This window comes from Streptomyces luteogriseus (assembly GCF_014205055.1).
In the GTDB taxonomy this organism is placed as follows: domain Bacteria; phylum Actinomycetota; class Actinomycetes; order Streptomycetales; family Streptomycetaceae; genus Streptomyces; species Streptomyces luteogriseus.
Genome location: NZ_JACHMS010000001.1, coordinates 1473011 through 1488725, shown reverse-complemented (window position 1 = coordinate 1488725; position 15715 = coordinate 1473011). Strand labels below are relative to the sequence as shown.

Sequence of the window (15715 nt, the reverse complement as noted above, 5' to 3'; positions counted from 1 at the left end):
CCGGGTACCCCGGCGGTAGACCGAGGCGTTGGGACCAGTAGGGCCGATCGGCCCTGGCCCTTTGGCCCGCGATCGCGCAAGATCTGCAGTAAGAAAGGATCGGTCGCGCCCAGCGGGTGACGTCCGGTACAGGATTCAGACGGTGTGGAAGCGCAGAACTAGGAGCATCCGATGGCGGACGGCGCGCAGCCCGGCCCCGACAACCCGATCCGGGTCTTCCTGCTGGACGACCACGAGGTGGTACGGCGTGGGGTGCACGACCTGCTGAACGACGAACCGGACATCACAGTCGTCGGCGAGGCCGCCAATGTCGAGCAGGCGCTGGTGCGCGTGCCCGCACTGCGCCCGCAGGTAGCGGTGCTCGACGTGCGGCTGCCGGACGGCGACGGCGTGACCGTGTGCCGGGAGCTGCGCTCGCAGATGCCGGAGCTGGCCTGTCTGATGCTGACCTCCTTCGACGACGAGGAGGCCCTGCTGGACTCGATCATGGCGGGTGCCTCCGGGTACGTGCTGAAGCAGATCCAGGGCTCGGACCTGGTCTCGGCGGTGCGCACGGTGGCCCGCGGTCAGTCCCTGCTCGACCCCAGCGCCACCGCCAAGCTGATGGCCCGGCTGCGCCAGGGACAGGAGCCGGAGCCCGAGCCCGACGCCCTGCCCGGCCTGACCGAGCGGGAGCGGGAGATCCTGGCCCTGATCGGCGAGGGGCTGACCAACCGGCAGATCGGCCAGCGGCTCTACCTTGCCGAGAAGACGGTCAAGAACCACATCTCCCGGCTGCTCGCCAAGCTCGGCGTCGAGCGCCGCATCCAGGCCGCCGTCATCGCCACCCAGGCCCAGGACCGGCTCAAGCAAGAAGGCCGCTGACGCCCCCGGGCGAGCCGTGGGCCGAACGTCCCCCGGCTCGCCCCCGTCCGGCCCAAGCTCCCTCTCCTTTCCCGCCTGCAGGCTGGCAGTGCATCCAGAGGCGGATCGACCGGGAGGGCGACGGACATGGGCGTGCGGCTGGGAATCAACGGCTTCGGCCGTACCGGACGCAATTACCTGCGGTTGGTCCTGGAGCGCGCGGAGACCTCCGCCGGCACACCGGTCGAGATCGTGGCGATCAACGACATCACCTCGTCGGCCGCACTGGCGCACCTGTTGGCGTACGACTCGACGTACGGCCGCCTCGGCCGCACCGTCGGACACGACGACACCTCAGGCGGGCCTGCACCTGACTGCGGGGGCGCGCAAGGTGCTGCTGTCCGTGCCGGGCAAGGGCGTCGACGCCACGATCGTGATGGGCGTCAACGAAGGCACCTACGACCCGGAGCACGACCACGTCGTCTCCAACGCCTCGTGCACCGCCAACTGCGTGGCCCCTGTGGTCAAGGTGGTCGACGAGCACTTCGGCCTGGTCAAGGGACTGATGACCACCATCCACGGCTACACCGACGACCAGGTCGTCCTCGACGGCCCACACAAGGACCTCCGCCGCGGCCGCAGTGCCGCCGTCAACATCATCCCCACGTCCACCGGCGCCGCCCGGGCCGTCGGCCTGGTCCTGCCGGAGCTGTCCGGGACCTTGGACGGCATCGCCGTCCGCGTGCCGGTCGAGGACGGCTCGCTGACCGACCTGAGCGCGGTCCTCGACCGGCCGGTGACCGCGGACGAGGTCAATGCCGCGTTCCGGGAGGCCGCCGACGGGCCGCTCAAGGGCGTACTGAGGGTGTCCCACGCCCCGATCGTCTCCCGCGACATCGTGGGCGACCCGGCCTCGTGCGTCCTGGACGCCCCGCTCACTCAGGCGCACGGCGAGCTGGTCAAGGTCTTTGGCTGGTACGACAACGAGTGGGGCTACACCAACCGTCTGCTCGACCTCACCGAGTACGGCGCCGCTCGCCTCCCGTATGCCTGACGGGGCCGGGTTGTCAGACGAGAAGCGGCAGGCGGCCGTCGCCTCGGGTGGCCATACCGCGACGTTCTGCGGAACCCCGCGCCGGCTCGTCGGCAAACGGGGAAACAGCTCGTCGTGGCACAGGGACGTACGGTGATCCGCTCGTCTGGGTACCCGACGGAGTGGGACCCTGTCGTATCGGGAACGCGCGAGGAGGATGTCATGGCATCGCGGCTGGAGGAGAAGACGGTGGCGGGGCTGGTGGCCGACGCCGTGGCGGCCCCGTCCATGCACAACGCGCAGCCGTGGCGCTTCCGCTTCCTGACCGGCGAGCGGCTCGTCCAGCTGTATGCCGACCCGGAGCGGGCCATGCCCCACTCGGATCCTGACAACCGGGCGCTGCACATCGGCTGCGGCGCGGCGCTGTTCAACCTGCGCGTCGCCGCGGCGCACGCCGACCTCGTCCCGGAGGCGCACCTGCTGCCCGAGCCGCACGATCCGCTGCTGCTCGCCGCCCTGCACCTGGCCGCCCCGGCCGGGCGCCCGCGGGAGGACGAGCTGGCGCGGCTGCACCCGGCGATCCGACAGCGGCACACCAGCCGCCACCCCTTCGCCGACAAGGACGTGCCCGAAGACGTCCGGACCACCTTGCAGGACGCCGCCGCGCAGGAGGGAGCCGAGCTGCACTTCCCCGGCGCCTGGCATGCGGAGACCGTGCTCGACCTGGTGCGCGACGCGGAAAGCCGCGACGTCATGGCCCCCGGCGCCAACGAGGACCTGCTGCGCTGGACCCGGCTCGGACCGGAGGCGGACACCGCCGTCGACGGCGTCCCCGAGTACGCCTTCGGGCCCCGCAAACGGGACGGCAAGGCTCCCGTACGGGACTTCGCCGGGCGCCGGCAGGTAGCCGACCGCGGCACCATCACCTTCGAGCGCACCCCGCACCTCGCCCTGCTGAGCACCCCGGGCGACAGCCCCGCCGACTGGATGCGCGCCGGCCAGGCCCTTGAGCGAGTCCTGCTGGAGGCCACTCTGGCCGACCTGGCCACCTCCCTGACCTCCCACGCCCTGGAGAACCGCGAGCTGCGCCTGCTGGCCCGCGACCCCGGCTCGGGCACCGGCCAGGTACAGATGGTGCTGCGTCTGGGCTATGGCCCGCGCGGCCCGGCCACGCCTCGCCGTCCGGTACGGGACGTCCTGGAGAGCGTATGACGAGGTGCCGCGCCGCTCGGCCGGGCCGTAGGGCTCGACTGCCTCATTGACCGGCTGGCTGTTGAAATCCGGGAGAGCAGCAGGTTACGGCGATGGTGTATCTGTGACCATGCCGCCTAGGCACCCGCCTGTCCCCGGATCACGGCGAGCACGCCGTCCAGCTGGTCAGGTTTCACCAGCACGCCACGAGCCTTGGACCCTTCGCCGGGCCCGACGATCCCGCGGGACTCCATGAGGTCCATCAGCCGCCCCGCCTTGGCGAAGCCGACGCCCAGTTTGCGCTGGACCATGGTGGTGGACCCGAACTGCGTGGCGACAACCAGTTCGGCTGCCTGGCACAGCAGGTCGAGGTCGTCGCCGATCCCTTCGTCGATCTCCCCCTTCTGCTCGGTGCCCACGACGACGTCGTCCCTGAAGACGGGCGTCATCTGGTCCTTGCAGTGCTGGGCGACCGCCGCGACCTCGTCCTCGGTCACGAACGCGCCCTGCATGCGCGTCGGCTTGTTCACGCCCATCGGCAGGAACAGCCCGTCACCCTTGCCGATCAGCTTCTCGGCGCCGGGCTGGTCGAGAATGGCCCCCGAGTCCGCGAGCGAGGAGGTGGCGAAGGCGAGCCGTGAGGGGACGTTCGCCTTGATGAGACCGGTGACGATGTCGACCGACGGCCGCTGCGTGGCGAGCACCAGATGGATGCCGGCCGCGCGCGCGAGCTGTGTTATGCGCACGATCGCGTCCTCGACGTCGTGCGGCGCGACCTTCATCAGGTCGAAGAGCTCGTCGACGATCACCAGCAGGTACGGGTAGGGCTGGAGCTCCCGCTCACTGCCCTCCGGCGCCTTCACCTTGCCGCCCCGCACGGCCTGGTTGAAGTCGTCGATATGGCGGAAGCCGTATGCCGCGAGGTCGTCGTAGCGCAGGTCCATCTCCCGTACGACCCACTTGAGGGCCTCGGCGGCCCGCTTCGGGTCGGTGATGATCGGCGTGATCAGGTGCGGGATGCCCTGGTAGAGGGCCAGCTCGACGCGCTTGGGGTCGATCAGGACCATGCGCACGTCCTCCGGGGTCGCGCGCATCATGACGGACGTGATCAGGCAGTCGATGAAGGACGATTTGCCGGAACCGGTGGCTCCGCCGACGAGTAAGTGCGGCAACTTTGCGATGTTGGCCATCACATAGCCGCCCTCGATGTCCCGGCCGAGCGCGACGAGCAGGGGGTGGTCGTCCTCGGCGGCGGCCGCGAGGCGCAGCGCGTCACCGAGGCTGACCATCTCGCGGTCGGTGTTGGGGATCTCGATGCCGACCGCGGACCTGCCGGGGATCGGGCTCACGATCCGTACGTCCGGGCTGGCGACGGCGTACGCGATGTTCTTCGTCAGCGCGGTGATCCGCTCGACCTTCACGGCGGGCCCGGGCTCGACTTCGTAGCGCGTGACCGCCGGCCCGCGCGTGAAGCCGGTGACGCGGGCATCGACCTTGAACTCGGAGAAGACATTGGTGAGTGAGGCGACGACGCGGTCGTTGGCGGCGCTGCGCGCCTTGCCGGGGGCCCCGCGCGTGAGGAGGTCGAGGGAGGGCAGGGAGTAGAGGATGTCGCCGGACACCCGTGGCGGTTCTGTAGCGGGCCGTGTGGGCCAGGACGAGAGCGTGCCCTCGGCGACGGCACGCGCCTTCTCTGTACGTCGGTTGGTCCGCGATTCAAGGGCGATGGCGTCCAAGGCCGTGCTGACGTGCGCGTCGAAGGGCGAGGGCGGATAGGGCCCGGGGACTGTGGCCGGGGGCCGGAGTGTTCGCTGTGCGGCGACCTTGACCGATCTCGCGACGGCCACCCGATATTCCAGCTCGGCCCACATCTGCGGCCTCTGCCGTACGCCGGCGCTGAGGGTTCGCTCGTAGACGTAGTCGTACAACTCGGGCACGGTGACGATCCCGTCCTGGTCCTGATCAGCGTCGCCGGTGCGCAGCCCGTCGATGATCGCCCCAGTGAATCTGGAGGGCTCAGGCAGCAACTCACTGAGGTGTTCGCCCTCCCAGGCGTACTCGGTGCGATTGGTGGCCGTGAGGATGGCCCTGCCGTGGCCTGCGAGGACCTCGTTCACGTGCACAGCAGTGTCGCCCTTGGCCCCCGGTAGAAAAGCACCGCTGTAGCAGCAGTCCAGGAGCACCACGATCGACTTCGCCCGGCAACGGTTCATCTGATCCTGCACGAAGGCTGCGGATATCGCCGTCGACGCGAGGAGCCTTCTGTCCGTGTCCTTGGCTGCGAAATAGAGCCTCCCGTTGTCGTCCTTGATGCCGTGGCAGGAAACGTGCAGCAGGAGCAGATCGTCGCGACTTCGATCCAGGAAGAAGCCCTCGATGGAGCGCGTCACTTCATGATGAGGCCGATCGATCACCTGAACCACGTCGAAGTGTCCGATGCGCGGATCGTGCAGCACTTCGGCCAACCCGGCGGCATCACGCGCCGGTGATCGGAGCCGTTGCAGGGCGGGATTCTCGTACTCGCCGGTGGCGATGAGCAGTGCTTGGCGGCTACCGGGCATGGCCACCAGCCATGTGTCTCTCCAGGATCAAGCAGGGCATATCACGTCCCGGAGGGTGCGTCGTCTCTGTCCGGCTGCACACCCGGGATGGGCAGATGGGCCGCGATGAAGGCGTCGACCAGACGCCGCTGGTCCTCGGACGAAGCCTGCTCCAGCTCGATGCTGTCCTCACCGAAAGACACTCGCACCTTGCGGATGGGACGGTTCGTGATCCAGGTCTCGAGGAGCCTGAGCACCCCCCGCAAGGCGATGGGCGACAGGGAGACCGCAAGAGCGCCAAGAGCGATGGCGTCACTGGGTTTGGAACCCGCGGGCACGCTCCGGGAGCGGACGAGTTCGACGCGATCAACTTCCAATTCGAGCAGGGAGGCTCGGAGTTGGATCGTGAGTTCGTCGAGTTCGACCCGATCGCTGGCCGGTGCACCCTCGAGCATCACGGTCATCAAGTCTGCGCTGGCCACAGAACCCCCCGGAAGTTGCCGACGTGAATCAGCCTACCTTCAAGAGGGGGAACGATTTATGGAGTTGAACAGGCAGGCACCCGGGAGATGGGCCCGCTGCCGGAGACGTCCTACGCGTGCCGGTGACCCCGACTGGCGTTGAATGCGATCCACGCTCGGTCCCACTGCGACCCGCGACGCACATCCAGCCGTAGACGGGCAGCCCACCAGACGCCCACCACCAGGACGCACACGCCCGTTCCGGCGGCCGCACCGAGCGCGGCACCCTGCGACCTGGCCTGGGCAGGGGTGGGAGGGGCCGGACGAAGGCGGCCCGTGTCGTCGAGCCACACCGTGGTGGACGAGCCCGCCTTGCTGCCCGCCGACACGAGAGCCTCACCGGTCCTGGAGGAGCCGTCAGACATCGCCCACCGTACGGTCACCCGTACCTGGTCGTTCGCCATGTCGGAGAATCGTGACGGCGCCGCGGGGACCCTTTCGACGATCCGCGCGGCCGTGCGGTGCAGGCCCTGCGCCCGGTCGAGAGCTGAGCGCTCACCTACGGCGGTCACGGCTGCGCCCACCGACGGCGCCGCGAGCAGCAGCACCGCCAGCGCTGTGACGCCCAGCCAGGTCTCGGTGACGTCGGAGCGCCGCTTGAGCGGGTTGCGCCGCCAGCGCCAGAGCCACACTCCGCCACCGCGTTTGGACATGCGTGCATCCCTCCGAGCGCGACGGACCTGAAGATCACACGACCACGGTGACGGATCGGTGATCGATGGCGGCAGAGACCAACCGGGTCGTGTGGGGAGGGCCGATCGGCCCTGTTACGAAAGGCCGGCCGGGGCCGTCGTTCGTGTGAGCGGCTTGTGCGGAGGGCGTTGGCCGGTTACTGAAGGCTGCTCCAGTACGGCCGGAACCGGGTGAGGACGAGCAGCACGATGATCCCGTACCAGGCGCCGAGCAGCATCCAGTGCGTGTCCCGTACGACCTCCGGGACGCCCCGGGGCACGGGGACGATTTCCTGTTCCAGGCAGTGCAGGGTCACGTACCAGAACAGGGCGATGGTGGCGATCCAGACCACGGCACAGTAGGGGCAGAGCTTGTTGAGTTCGTAGAGCGACTGTCCGATCAGCCAGTGCGCGAACACCACCCCCACCAGCGCCCCGGCGTCCAGCGTGAGCCACAGCCGGCGGTGCAGGCGCGCTCCGGAGAGCACGGCGATGCCCAGGGCGGTCACGGCGGCGAAGGCGCCCAGGCCGAGCAGCATGTTGGGGAAGCCGAACAGGCTGCCCTGCGGGCTGGACATGACGCTGCCGCAGCTCACTACGGGGCTGATGTCGCAGGGCGGCTGGTGGGCCGGGTCGCGCAGTAGCCGCCAGTCGTCCACGGTGAGCTGGAAGGAGGCCAGCCAGCCGACGATCCCGGTGAGGACCATCACCCACCCCGTGCGGCGGCTCGCGCCCACCGCGGTGGGAGGCCGGGTGGACGGGGCGGCCGGTGCGAGCGCGGGTCCGTGACTCATGCCGCTCGCCGGGAGCCCGAGGCCGACCGGGTCCGGCCGCCCGCCGTCGTGGCTGCCGTCGGTGTGGTGCGCCGCCTGTAGACCAGGTACGGGCGGGCCAGGTAGCCGATCGGGGCGCTCCACACGTGCACCAGCCGGGTGAACGGCCAAGCGGCGAAAAGCAGGAAGGCGCTCATGGCATGGAGCTGAAACAGCAGCGGTGCCCCGGCGATCGCCCCGGGCTCCGGCTGGAGGACGAACAGGCCGCGGAACCAGACGGAGACGGTGGAGCGGTAGTCGTATCCGGCGCCGAACACGTTGTGGGCGGCGGTCGCGGTGATGCCCAGCAGGACGGTGACGGACAGCAGCGGGAAGAGGATCTTGTCGCTGCGGTCGGTGCCCAGCCTGATCTGACGGGTCAGCAGCCGGCGGGCGCACAACATGCCGAGGCCCGCGACCATGGCGACGCCCGCCACCGAGCCCGCCCACACGGCTGTGGTGTGGTATCCGTGCTCGGTGATGCCGACGGCCTCGGTCCAGGAGTCGGGAATGGCGAGCCCCACGACGTGCCCGGCGATCACCATGAAGGCGCCCAGGTGGAACAGCGGGCTGCCCCAGCGCAGCCAGCGGTGTTCGAGGAGCTGGGTGGTGCGGGAGGTCCAGCCGAACTGGTCCTGGCGGTAGCGCCAGACATGCCCGACCACGAACACGGCGAGGCAGATGTAGGGGATCGCGACCCACAGGAGCAGATCGGCGCCGCTCGCCGAGGCGGCGGCCAAGGGGGAGACGGCGGCGTTCATCGAGGGCCTTCCCTACGGCTGGTCGAAGCGGGCGGAACATGCGTCGGCGGGGCGGGCATCGGCGGCACGAAGGTGCCGGGAGGAGCGAACTCCCCCTCCCCGTAGGTCCCGTAGGGGTCGAGGCCGACCTCCTCGTTGGGCGGGCCCTCGGCGACGAGCTGGGCCACCGCCGCGCGGTCCGCCTCGGTGGGCGGCGGCAGCAGGGTGAGCAGCGCGGCCAGGACGTGCCCGTAGGGGGAGCCTGCGTCCGTCAGCGCCCGGTGGATCAGCTCCAGGCCGCGCCTGTGCTGGCGCAGCGGTGCCTCGCCGCCACCGGGGCCCGCCAGGGCGGCGAACTCCAGGACGACCGGGAGGTGGTCGGGAAGTTCTCCGCCGTCGGTGTCCCAGCCCGCGGCCCGGTAGCGCTGGTTGAGAGTGAGCAGGGCCATGCCGCGGCGGCGGGTGTCGCCGTGCAGGTAGTAGGTGAGGTAGAGGCTGCTCTTGCGGCGCAGGTCGAACATCTCGACGTAGTGCCGCTCCAGCGCCTCGGGCTCCTGTGCGGCGAACCAGTTGGTGAACCGGGCAAGGTGTTCCGCCCCGGGCGTGGCCGGCAGGGCCTCCACGACGGTGGTCAACTCCGTCCGCGCCGAGGCCAGTTCGGAGTCAGGGTATTGCAGGAGCAGCGACACGAGCCGCAGTACCAGCGCTCGGCCCGCCCTCTCCTCGAGTGTGAGCCGGGCCGGGCGGCGTACGGCGGCCCGAACGCGGGTGCGAACTAGGGCGGGAATCGTCGTGGGGTGCGGGCTCACGATCGGCCTCCGGCAGTGGTGTTGCGGCGCAGGGTGGGGACGCCGAGCATGATCGTGCGGGGCTCGGGGTCGCCGGACGTCTCGACCGGGCAGCGGTTCTCCATCGCGGTGAGCGCGGCGGCGTCCTCCTTGTGGGCGGCGGGGACGACGTACCGGTCCTGGTATTTGGCGATGGCGAGGAGGCGGTGCAGGTCCTCCGCCTCGCGCACGGTGAGCCCGACGGCCTTGAGTACGGCCTCGTCGCCGTCCTCGCCGAGGGTGCGCTCGCGCATGTACGAGCGCAGCGCGGTGAGCTTCATCAGCACCCCGGCGACCACCTCGGAGTCGCCGGCGGTGAACAGTTCCGCCAGGTACTCCAGCGGGATGCGCAGCCGGGTGACGGCGGCGAAGACGTGGTCGGGGTCGTCCTGGTTTCCGCCCGCCGCGTCGACGGCGTCCAGCACCGGGGAGAGCGGGGGCACGTACCAGACCATCGGCAGGGTGCGGTACTCGGGGTGCAGGGGCAGCGCGACCTTGTAGCGCATGACGAGGTCGTACACGGGGGAGCGGCGGGCGGCCTCCAGCCAGTCCTCGGGGATGCCCGACTCCCGGGCCGCCGCGCGGACTTCGGGGTCGTGCGGGTCGAGGAACACCCCGCGCTGGGCGTCGAGGAGGTCCTTCTCGTCCGGGGTGGCGGCGGCCTCGCCCACGCGGTCGGCGTCGTAGAGGAGCAGGCCGAGGTAGCGGAGCCGTCCGACGCAGGTCTCGGAGCAGACGGTGGGCTGTCCGGCCTCGATGCGCGGGAAGCAGAAGGTGCACTTCTCGGCCTTGCCGGTGGCGTGGTTGACGTACACCTTCTTGTACGGGCAGGCCGTGACGCACATGCGCCAGCCGCGGCACTTGTCCTGGTCGACGAGAACGATGCCGTCCTCGACCCGCTTGTACATGGCGCCGGAGGGGCAGGCGGAGACGCAGGCGGGGTTGAGGCAGTGCTCGCACAGGCGGGGCAGGTGGAAGAGGAAGGTCTGCTCGAACTCGAACTTCACCTTCTCGGCCCACTCACCGCTGAGGTTCGGGTCGCCACCCGCGTTTTCGGGTGCGCCGCCGAGGCCGTCCTCCCAGTTGGCGCCCCAGGTGATGGCCGTGGGCTTGCCGGTGAGGACCGAGCGCGGGCGGGCGACGGGGATGTCCTTCTGTGCGGGGGCGCTGACCAGGTTGTCGTAGTCGTAGGTGACCGGCTCGTAGTAGTCCTCGATGGACGGCAGGTCGGGGTTGGAGAAGATCGACAGCAGGCGCTTGATCCGGCCGCCGGAGCGCAGGACGAGCCGTCCGCGCTTGTCGAGCATCCAGCCGCCCTTCCACTGCTGCTGGTCCTCGTAGCGGCGGGGGTAGCCGACGCCGGGCTTGGTCTCGACGTTGTTGAACCAGGCGTACTCGACGCCGGTGCGGTTGGTCCAGGTCTGCTTGCAGGTGACCGAGCAGGTGTGGCAGCCGATGCACTTGTCGAGGTTCATGACCATCGCCACTTGAGCCATTACGCGTCCGATGGTGGCTTCGCCACGGGGCATGTCAGTACTCCACATCCTGCGAGCGACGGCGGATGACCGTGACCTCGTCGCGCTGGTTGCCGGTCGGGCCGTAGTAGTTGAAGGCGTAGGTGAACTGGGCGTAACCGCCCGCGAGGTGGGTCGGCTTGAGCAGCAGCCGGGTCAGGGAGTTGTGGATGCCGCCGCGCTTGCCGCTGACCTCGGTCTTCGGGACGTTCACGTTGCGGTCCTGGGCGTGGTACATGTACACGGTTCCCTCGGGCATGCGGTGGGTGACCACGGCCCGGGCGGCGACGACGCCGTTTCGGTTGTACGCCTCGATCCACTCGTTGTCCTTCACGCCGATCTTCTCGGCGTCCTCCAGGGACATCCAGATCGTGGGTCCGCCCCGGGACAGGTCGAGCATGTACTTGTTGTCCTGGTAGTTCGAGTGGATGGACCACTTCGAGTGCGGGGTCAGATAGCGGACGGTGACCTCCGCCCGGCCGTCCTCGCGCAGCTGCTCGTCGCCGTAGTGCCGGGGCGTGTTCAACGGGGGACGGTAGACGGGCAGTTGCTCGCCCAGCTCGGCGATCCAGTCGTGCTGGACGAAGAAGTGCTGGCGGCCGGTGAGGGTGTGCCAGGGCTTCTTGTGCTCGGTGTTGATGACGAACGGCGAGTAGCGGCGCCCGCCGGTCTCGCTGCCGGACCACTCGTACGAGGTGATGACCGACCGAGGCTGTGTGCGGGTGTCGGCGAAGGTGATCCGCTCGGCCTCCCGCTCGGAGGCCAGCTCGACGAGCCCTTCGCTGCCGGTCTGCCGTTCCATCTCGCGGAAGCCCTCGGTGGCCAGGCGGCCGTTGGTGGTGCCGGACAGGGCGAGGATCGCTTCGCACATGTCGGAGGCGGTGGCGAGCGAGGGCCGTCCGGCGGCGATCCCGTCCCGTACGGTGCCGTTGCGGTGCCGCAGCTCGTCGATTTCCTGGTTCGGGTGGACGGTGACGCCCTTGGTGGTGGTGCCCAGGGTGTCCAGCAGCGGGCCGACGGCGCGCATCTTCTGCGCGATCGCGGCGTAGTCCCGTTCGATGACGACCAGCTTGGGCATGGTCCGCCCGGGGACCGGCTCGCACTCCCCGGTCTTCCAGTCCCGCACCACGCCGCCCGGCTGGGCGAGTTCGTCGGGGGTGTCGTGCAGCAGCGGTACCGCCAGGACGTCGGTACGCGTGCCCAGGTGCTCGGCGGCCAGCTCGCTGAACCGGTCGGCCATGGTCAGGAACGTGTCGTAGTCGGTGCGGGCCTGCCAGGGCGGGGCGATGGCCGGTGTGAAGGCGTGCACGAAGGGGTGCATGTCCGTGGATGACAGGTCGTCCTTCTCGTACCAGGTCGCGGCCGGCAGGACGACGTCGGAGAGCAGACTGGTGGAGGTCATCCGGAAGTCCATGGTGACCAGCAGGTCGAGCTTGCCCTCGGGGGCTTCGGCCCGCCACACCACGTCCTTCGGCCGGTGCGCGGCCGGGGTCTCCTCGGAGCGGACCGCCGCGTCGGTGCCCAGCAGGTGACGCAGGAAGTACTCGTTGCCCTTGCCGGAAGAGCCCAGCAGGTTCGCCCGCCAGACGGTCAGGACACGGGGGAAGTTGGCCGGGTCGTCGGGGTCCTCGACGGCGAACCGCAGCCGCCCGGACTTCAGCTCGTCGACGACGTGCTCGGCGACCTCCTTGCCCTGAGCCCGGGCCTCGTCCGTCAGGTCGAGCGGGTTGCGGTTGAAGCCGGGGTGACCGGGCGTCCAGCCGAGGCGCACCGCCTGTGCCAGGCAGTCCGCGAACCCCTTGCCCGCGAACCGCCCTTCTCCGAGGGGGGAGGCCAGCTCCTCGGGCCCGAACGCCTCGTAGCGCCACTGGTCGGAGTTCAGGTACCAGTACGAGGTGCCCGCCATGTGCCGGGTGGGCCGCTGCCAGTCGAAGGCGAACGACAGGTGCTGCTGCCCGGTGACCGGGCGGACCTTCTCCTGACCGACGTAGTGCGCCCAGCCGCCGCCGTTGACGCCCTGGCATCCCGTCATGGTGGTCAGGGCCAGGAAGGCGCGGTAGATGGTGTCGGAGTGGAACCAGTGGTTGGTGCCGGCGCCCAGCGCGATCATCGAACGGCCCTGGGTGCGCTCGGCATTGCGGGCGAACTCCCGGGCGATCCGGGCCGCCTGTCCGGCCGGCACGGAGGTGATGGTCTCCTGCCAGGCAGGGGTGTACGGCTCGGAGGCGTCCTCGTACGACGACGGCCAGCTTCCCGGGAGGCCGGGGCGGTGCACGCCGTACTGGGCGAGCATCAGGTCGAAGACGGTGGTCACCAGCCGGCCGCCGACCCGGCGGACCGGAACGCCTCGGACCATGACCGAACCGCCCTCCGTGGTTCCCTCGTCGAAGCGGGGCAGCGCGACCTCAGCCGTGTCCTCCGCACGCTCCAGAAGACTCAACTCGGGTACGACGTCACCCAGTTCGAGGTTCCAGTGGCCGCGCCCGGCTTCCCCCCACCGGAAGCCGAGCGAGCCGCCGGGGACCACGGGCTCGCCCGTGGCCCGGTCCAGGAGGACGGTCTTGGACTCCGCGTTCTCCTCGCCGTCCTGGCCGAGGTCGGTGGCGGTCAGGAACCCGTCCGGCACGAGACCGCGGTCGTGCTCGCGCAGGGTCACCAGGAACGGCGCATCGGTGAACTTGCGCATGTAGTCCTGGAAGTAGGGCACTTCGCGGTCCACGAGGAACTCGCGCAGGATCACATGCCCCATGGCCATCGCCAGCGCCCCGTCGGTGCCGGGATGAGGCGCGACCCATTCGTCGGCGTGCTTGACGTTGTCCGCGTAGTCCGGGCTGACCGCGACCACCTTGGTGCCGTTGTAGCGGGTCTCGGTCAGGAAGTGCGCGTCGGGCGTACGGGTCACGGGGATGTTGGAGCCCCACATGATCAGGTAGCCGGCGTTCCACCAGTCGGCGGCCTCCGGCACGTCCGTCTGGTCGCCGAAGACCTGCGGCGAGGCGATCGGCAGGTCGGCGTACCAGTCGTAGAACGACAGCAGCGTGCCGCCGATCAGCGAGTGGAACCGTGCCCCGGCCGCGAACGACGCCATCGACATCGCCGGGATGGGCGAGAAACCCGCGACACGGTCCGGGCCGTATTCCTTGACAGTGTGCACCTGCGCGGCGGCGATCAGCTCGCTCACCTCGTCCCAGTCGGCGCGCACCAGACCGCCCTTGCCCCGCGCCCGCTTGTACGCCCGCGCCTTCGCCGGGTCGCCGGTGATCTCGGCCCAGGCCGCCACCGGGTCGCCCAGCCGCTTGCGGGCCTCGCGCCACAGCTTCAGCAGCGCGCCGCGCACATACGGGTAGCGGACGCGGCTGGGGGAGTAGGTGTACCAGGAGAACGACGCGCCGCGCGGGCAGCCGCGCGGCTCGTACTCGGGACAGTCCGCGCCGATCGACGGGTAGTCGGTGGCCTGGTGCTCCCAGGTGATGATGCCGTCCTTGACGTACACCATCCACGAACACGAGCCCGTGCAGTTCACACCGTGCGTGGAGCGCACCACCTTGTCGTGCGACCACCGGTCCCGGTAGAAGCCCTCCCACTTCGGATCGCCCGTGCCGAACACGGCGCGCCCGTCGGCGGACACCTCGCGGCGGGTGAGCAGCCTGCGGGCGGCCAGCGGCCAGCTTTCACCAGCGCGCAGCGCCTCACGCCGTGCATTCTGATCGTTCTCCATGGCCGAGAACGCTAGGCGGCACACCACGTCCCCCACCTGGGGCTGGCGGTCCCTGCCGGATGGCCTTCCGGCCCAATCCTGCAGGTCGCAATAGGGCCCAATGGTCCCTGTGGTGGGGTCCGGTCGGCCGAGGAGTCAGCGTGCCCGACCGTGCATGCTGGGCATTGATCGAACCGCAGATGCCCCTCTGTACGACCGCATTCCGTGCCTGCCAGGCGGCCGATTCCCCCGTCCCTGGCTGCCGCAGGTGTAGCGCGTACGGCGCGTGCAGTCCGATTCGGTCGGGCGTCCGGCCGCCCCTCGCGGCCGGACGCCACATCCTCCTCACCGTCACCCACCCCGCGGAACCGCATACCCACACCGGCCGGCCGAGCCGACCGTGACCTGCTGGAGACCCCGTCATGAGCGTGCTCACCCTCGCCTCGGCCCCCGAGGACGCCACGGCCCTGCAGAGCGCCGAGGCACATCATGCCCGTTTGGCCGGTGAGCTGGCCGGCCGGGTAACGATGCTGTTCACCGCCGTGGACCGCGACCCCAGTGCCGCGGAGAGGATCCACGCCGGGCTCGTGGCCTTCTGTGACCGCTCGCTGCTGCCGCACGCCGCGGCCGAGGAAGCCGCCCTCTACCCCGCCGCCCACCGCATGCGCGAGGCCCGTCTGCTGATCGAGAGCCTGATCGGCGAACACCGCTGCCTCACCGCGCTCGTCGACGCCCTGCGCGCAGCACCCGGTCCGGCGGATGCGGTGGCAGACGCCAGGGCCCTCCAGGTGCTCTTCGAGGAGCACCTGGCCAAGGAGAACGGCCTCGTGCTGCCGCTGCTCGCCATGACGCCCGAGATCTCCCTGGCGGAGTTGCTCGCGGACATGCACCACCGGCTCGCGAACGACTCGTCCGCCAAGGGCATCCAAGAAGACCAGCACAACGAGGAAGGGCACGACATGTACGAAGGGCAGATCGAGGAGACCGGCGGCTGCGGCGGCGTGTGCGGCTGCGGCGGGACCGAGGAGTCGAACGAACCCGAACTGGATGTCAGGGACGTACCGCACGCCATTCGCCATGCCACGGTCTTCGGCGCGCTCGACGCCGTACCCGCGGGCACCGCGATGGTGCTGGTCGCCCACCACGACCCGCTGCCGCTTCTCGCACAGATCGAACAGCGCAACCCGGGAGCCTTCGCCGTGGAGTATCTGGAGCGCGGCCCCGAAGCCTGGCGGCTGCGGCTCAGCCACCGCTGAGCCGAAACCACTCACCCGCGGCGGTCTGCGCGCACGTCGCTCCACCCGGTGTGTCCGCACCGTCGCACCC

10 protein-coding genes and 3 pseudogenes are annotated in these 15715 nt (G+C 70.0%); 4 read left to right on the top strand and 9 right to left on the bottom strand.

What is annotated here, in order from left to right:
* The first annotated feature begins 171 nt into the window (after positions 1–171).
* From BJ965_RS06795 to BJ965_RS06785, 3 genes and pseudogenes are all read left to right on the top strand, one after another.
* Positions 172–864: a response regulator gene (locus tag BJ965_RS06795; protein ID WP_184907836.1), complete on the top strand. Its 693-nt coding sequence runs from the start codon at positions 172–174 to the stop codon at positions 862–864.
* Between the two features lie 126 nt (positions 865–990).
* Positions 991–1897, top strand: a pseudogene (locus BJ965_RS06790) (type I glyceraldehyde-3-phosphate dehydrogenase).
* A gap of 201 nt (positions 1898–2098) precedes the next feature.
* On the top strand, positions 2099–3088 hold the full coding sequence (locus BJ965_RS06785; protein WP_184907835.1) for an Acg family FMN-binding oxidoreductase: 990 nt from the start codon (positions 2099–2101) through the stop codon (positions 3086–3088).
* A gap of 116 nt (positions 3089–3204) precedes the next feature.
* Here the strand turns inward: BJ965_RS06785 and BJ965_RS40595 are convergent.
* From BJ965_RS40595 to BJ965_RS06745, 9 genes and pseudogenes are all read right to left on the bottom strand, one after another.
* Positions 3205–4689: pseudogene (locus BJ965_RS40595) on the bottom strand (DNA translocase FtsK); the annotation flags it as partial.
* 300 nt (positions 4690–4989) lie between these two features.
* Positions 4990–5628, bottom strand: a pseudogene (locus BJ965_RS40590) (caspase family protein); the annotation flags it as partial.
* A gap of 41 nt (positions 5629–5669) precedes the next feature.
* Positions 5670–6071, bottom strand: coding sequence for a hypothetical protein (locus BJ965_RS06775; RefSeq protein WP_246545851.1), 402 nt, complete (start codon positions 6069–6071; stop codon positions 5670–5672).
* A gap of 128 nt (positions 6072–6199) precedes the next feature.
* Positions 6200–6781, bottom strand: coding sequence for an Rv1733c family protein (locus tag BJ965_RS06770; RefSeq protein ID WP_184907833.1), 582 nt, complete (start codon positions 6779–6781; stop codon positions 6200–6202).
* Positions 6782–6957: 176 nt separating this feature from the next.
* Positions 6958–7593, bottom strand: a complete 636-nt coding sequence (locus BJ965_RS06765; RefSeq protein WP_246545850.1) for a vitamin K epoxide reductase family protein — start codon at positions 7591–7593, stop codon at positions 6958–6960.
* Positions 7590–8372: a respiratory nitrate reductase subunit gamma gene (gene narI / locus BJ965_RS06760; protein ID WP_184907832.1), complete on the bottom strand. Its 783-nt coding sequence runs from the start codon at positions 8370–8372 to the stop codon at positions 7590–7592. Before narI ends, BJ965_RS06765 begins: the two co-directional genes overlap by 4 nt.
* Positions 8369–9160, bottom strand: coding sequence for a nitrate reductase molybdenum cofactor assembly chaperone (gene narJ / locus BJ965_RS06755; RefSeq protein WP_184907831.1), 792 nt, complete (start codon positions 9158–9160; stop codon positions 8369–8371). The genes narI and narJ overlap by 4 nt, the downstream gene beginning before the upstream one ends.
* Complete coding sequence (narH, locus tag BJ965_RS06750) at positions 9157–10707, bottom strand: nitrate reductase subunit beta (RefSeq protein ID WP_184907830.1); 1551 nt, start codon at positions 10705–10707, stop codon at positions 9157–9159. Before narH ends, narJ begins: the two co-directional genes overlap by 4 nt.
* A gap of 1 nt (position 10708) precedes the next feature.
* Positions 10709–14410: a nitrate reductase subunit alpha gene (locus BJ965_RS06745; RefSeq protein ID WP_184907829.1), complete on the bottom strand. Its 3702-nt coding sequence runs from the start codon at positions 14408–14410 to the stop codon at positions 10709–10711.
* Positions 14411–14811: 401 nt separating this feature from the next.
* Between BJ965_RS06745 and BJ965_RS06740 the strand changes: the two genes are divergently transcribed.
* On the top strand, positions 14812–15645 hold the full coding sequence (locus tag BJ965_RS06740; RefSeq protein ID WP_184907828.1) for a DUF2249 domain-containing protein: 834 nt from the start codon (positions 14812–14814) through the stop codon (positions 15643–15645).
* Positions 15646–15715: the final 70 nt, after the last annotated feature.

Bases quoted from the DNA above. Each gene is read 5' to 3' on its own strand.
- BJ965_RS06795 (WP_184907836.1), top strand. From the start codon at position 172: ATGGCGGACGGCGCGCAGCCCGGCCCCGACAACCCGATCCGGGTCTTC.
- BJ965_RS06785 (WP_184907835.1), top strand. From the start codon at position 2,099: ATGGCATCGCGGCTGGAGGAGAAGACGGTGGCGGGGCTGGTGGCCGAC.
- BJ965_RS06775 (WP_246545851.1), bottom strand. From the start codon at position 6,071: ATGACCGTGATGCTCGAGGGTGCACCGGCCAGCGATCGGGTCGAACTC.
- BJ965_RS06770 (WP_184907833.1), bottom strand. From the start codon at position 6,781: ATGTCCAAACGCGGTGGCGGAGTGTGGCTCTGGCGCTGGCGGCGCAAC.
- BJ965_RS06765 (WP_246545850.1), bottom strand. From the start codon at position 7,593: ATGAGTCACGGACCCGCGCTCGCACCGGCCGCCCCGTCCACCCGGCCT.
- narI (WP_184907832.1), bottom strand. From the start codon at position 8,372: ATGAACGCCGCCGTCTCCCCCTTGGCCGCCGCCTCGGCGAGCGGCGCC.
- narH (WP_184907830.1), bottom strand. From the start codon at position 10,707: ATGCCCCGTGGCGAAGCCACCATCGGACGCGTAATGGCTCAAGTGGCG.
- BJ965_RS06745 (WP_184907829.1), bottom strand. From the start codon at position 14,410: ATGGAGAACGATCAGAATGCACGGCGTGAGGCGCTGCGCGCTGGTGAA.
- BJ965_RS06740 (WP_184907828.1), top strand. From the start codon at position 14,812: ATGAGCGTGCTCACCCTCGCCTCGGCCCCCGAGGACGCCACGGCCCTG.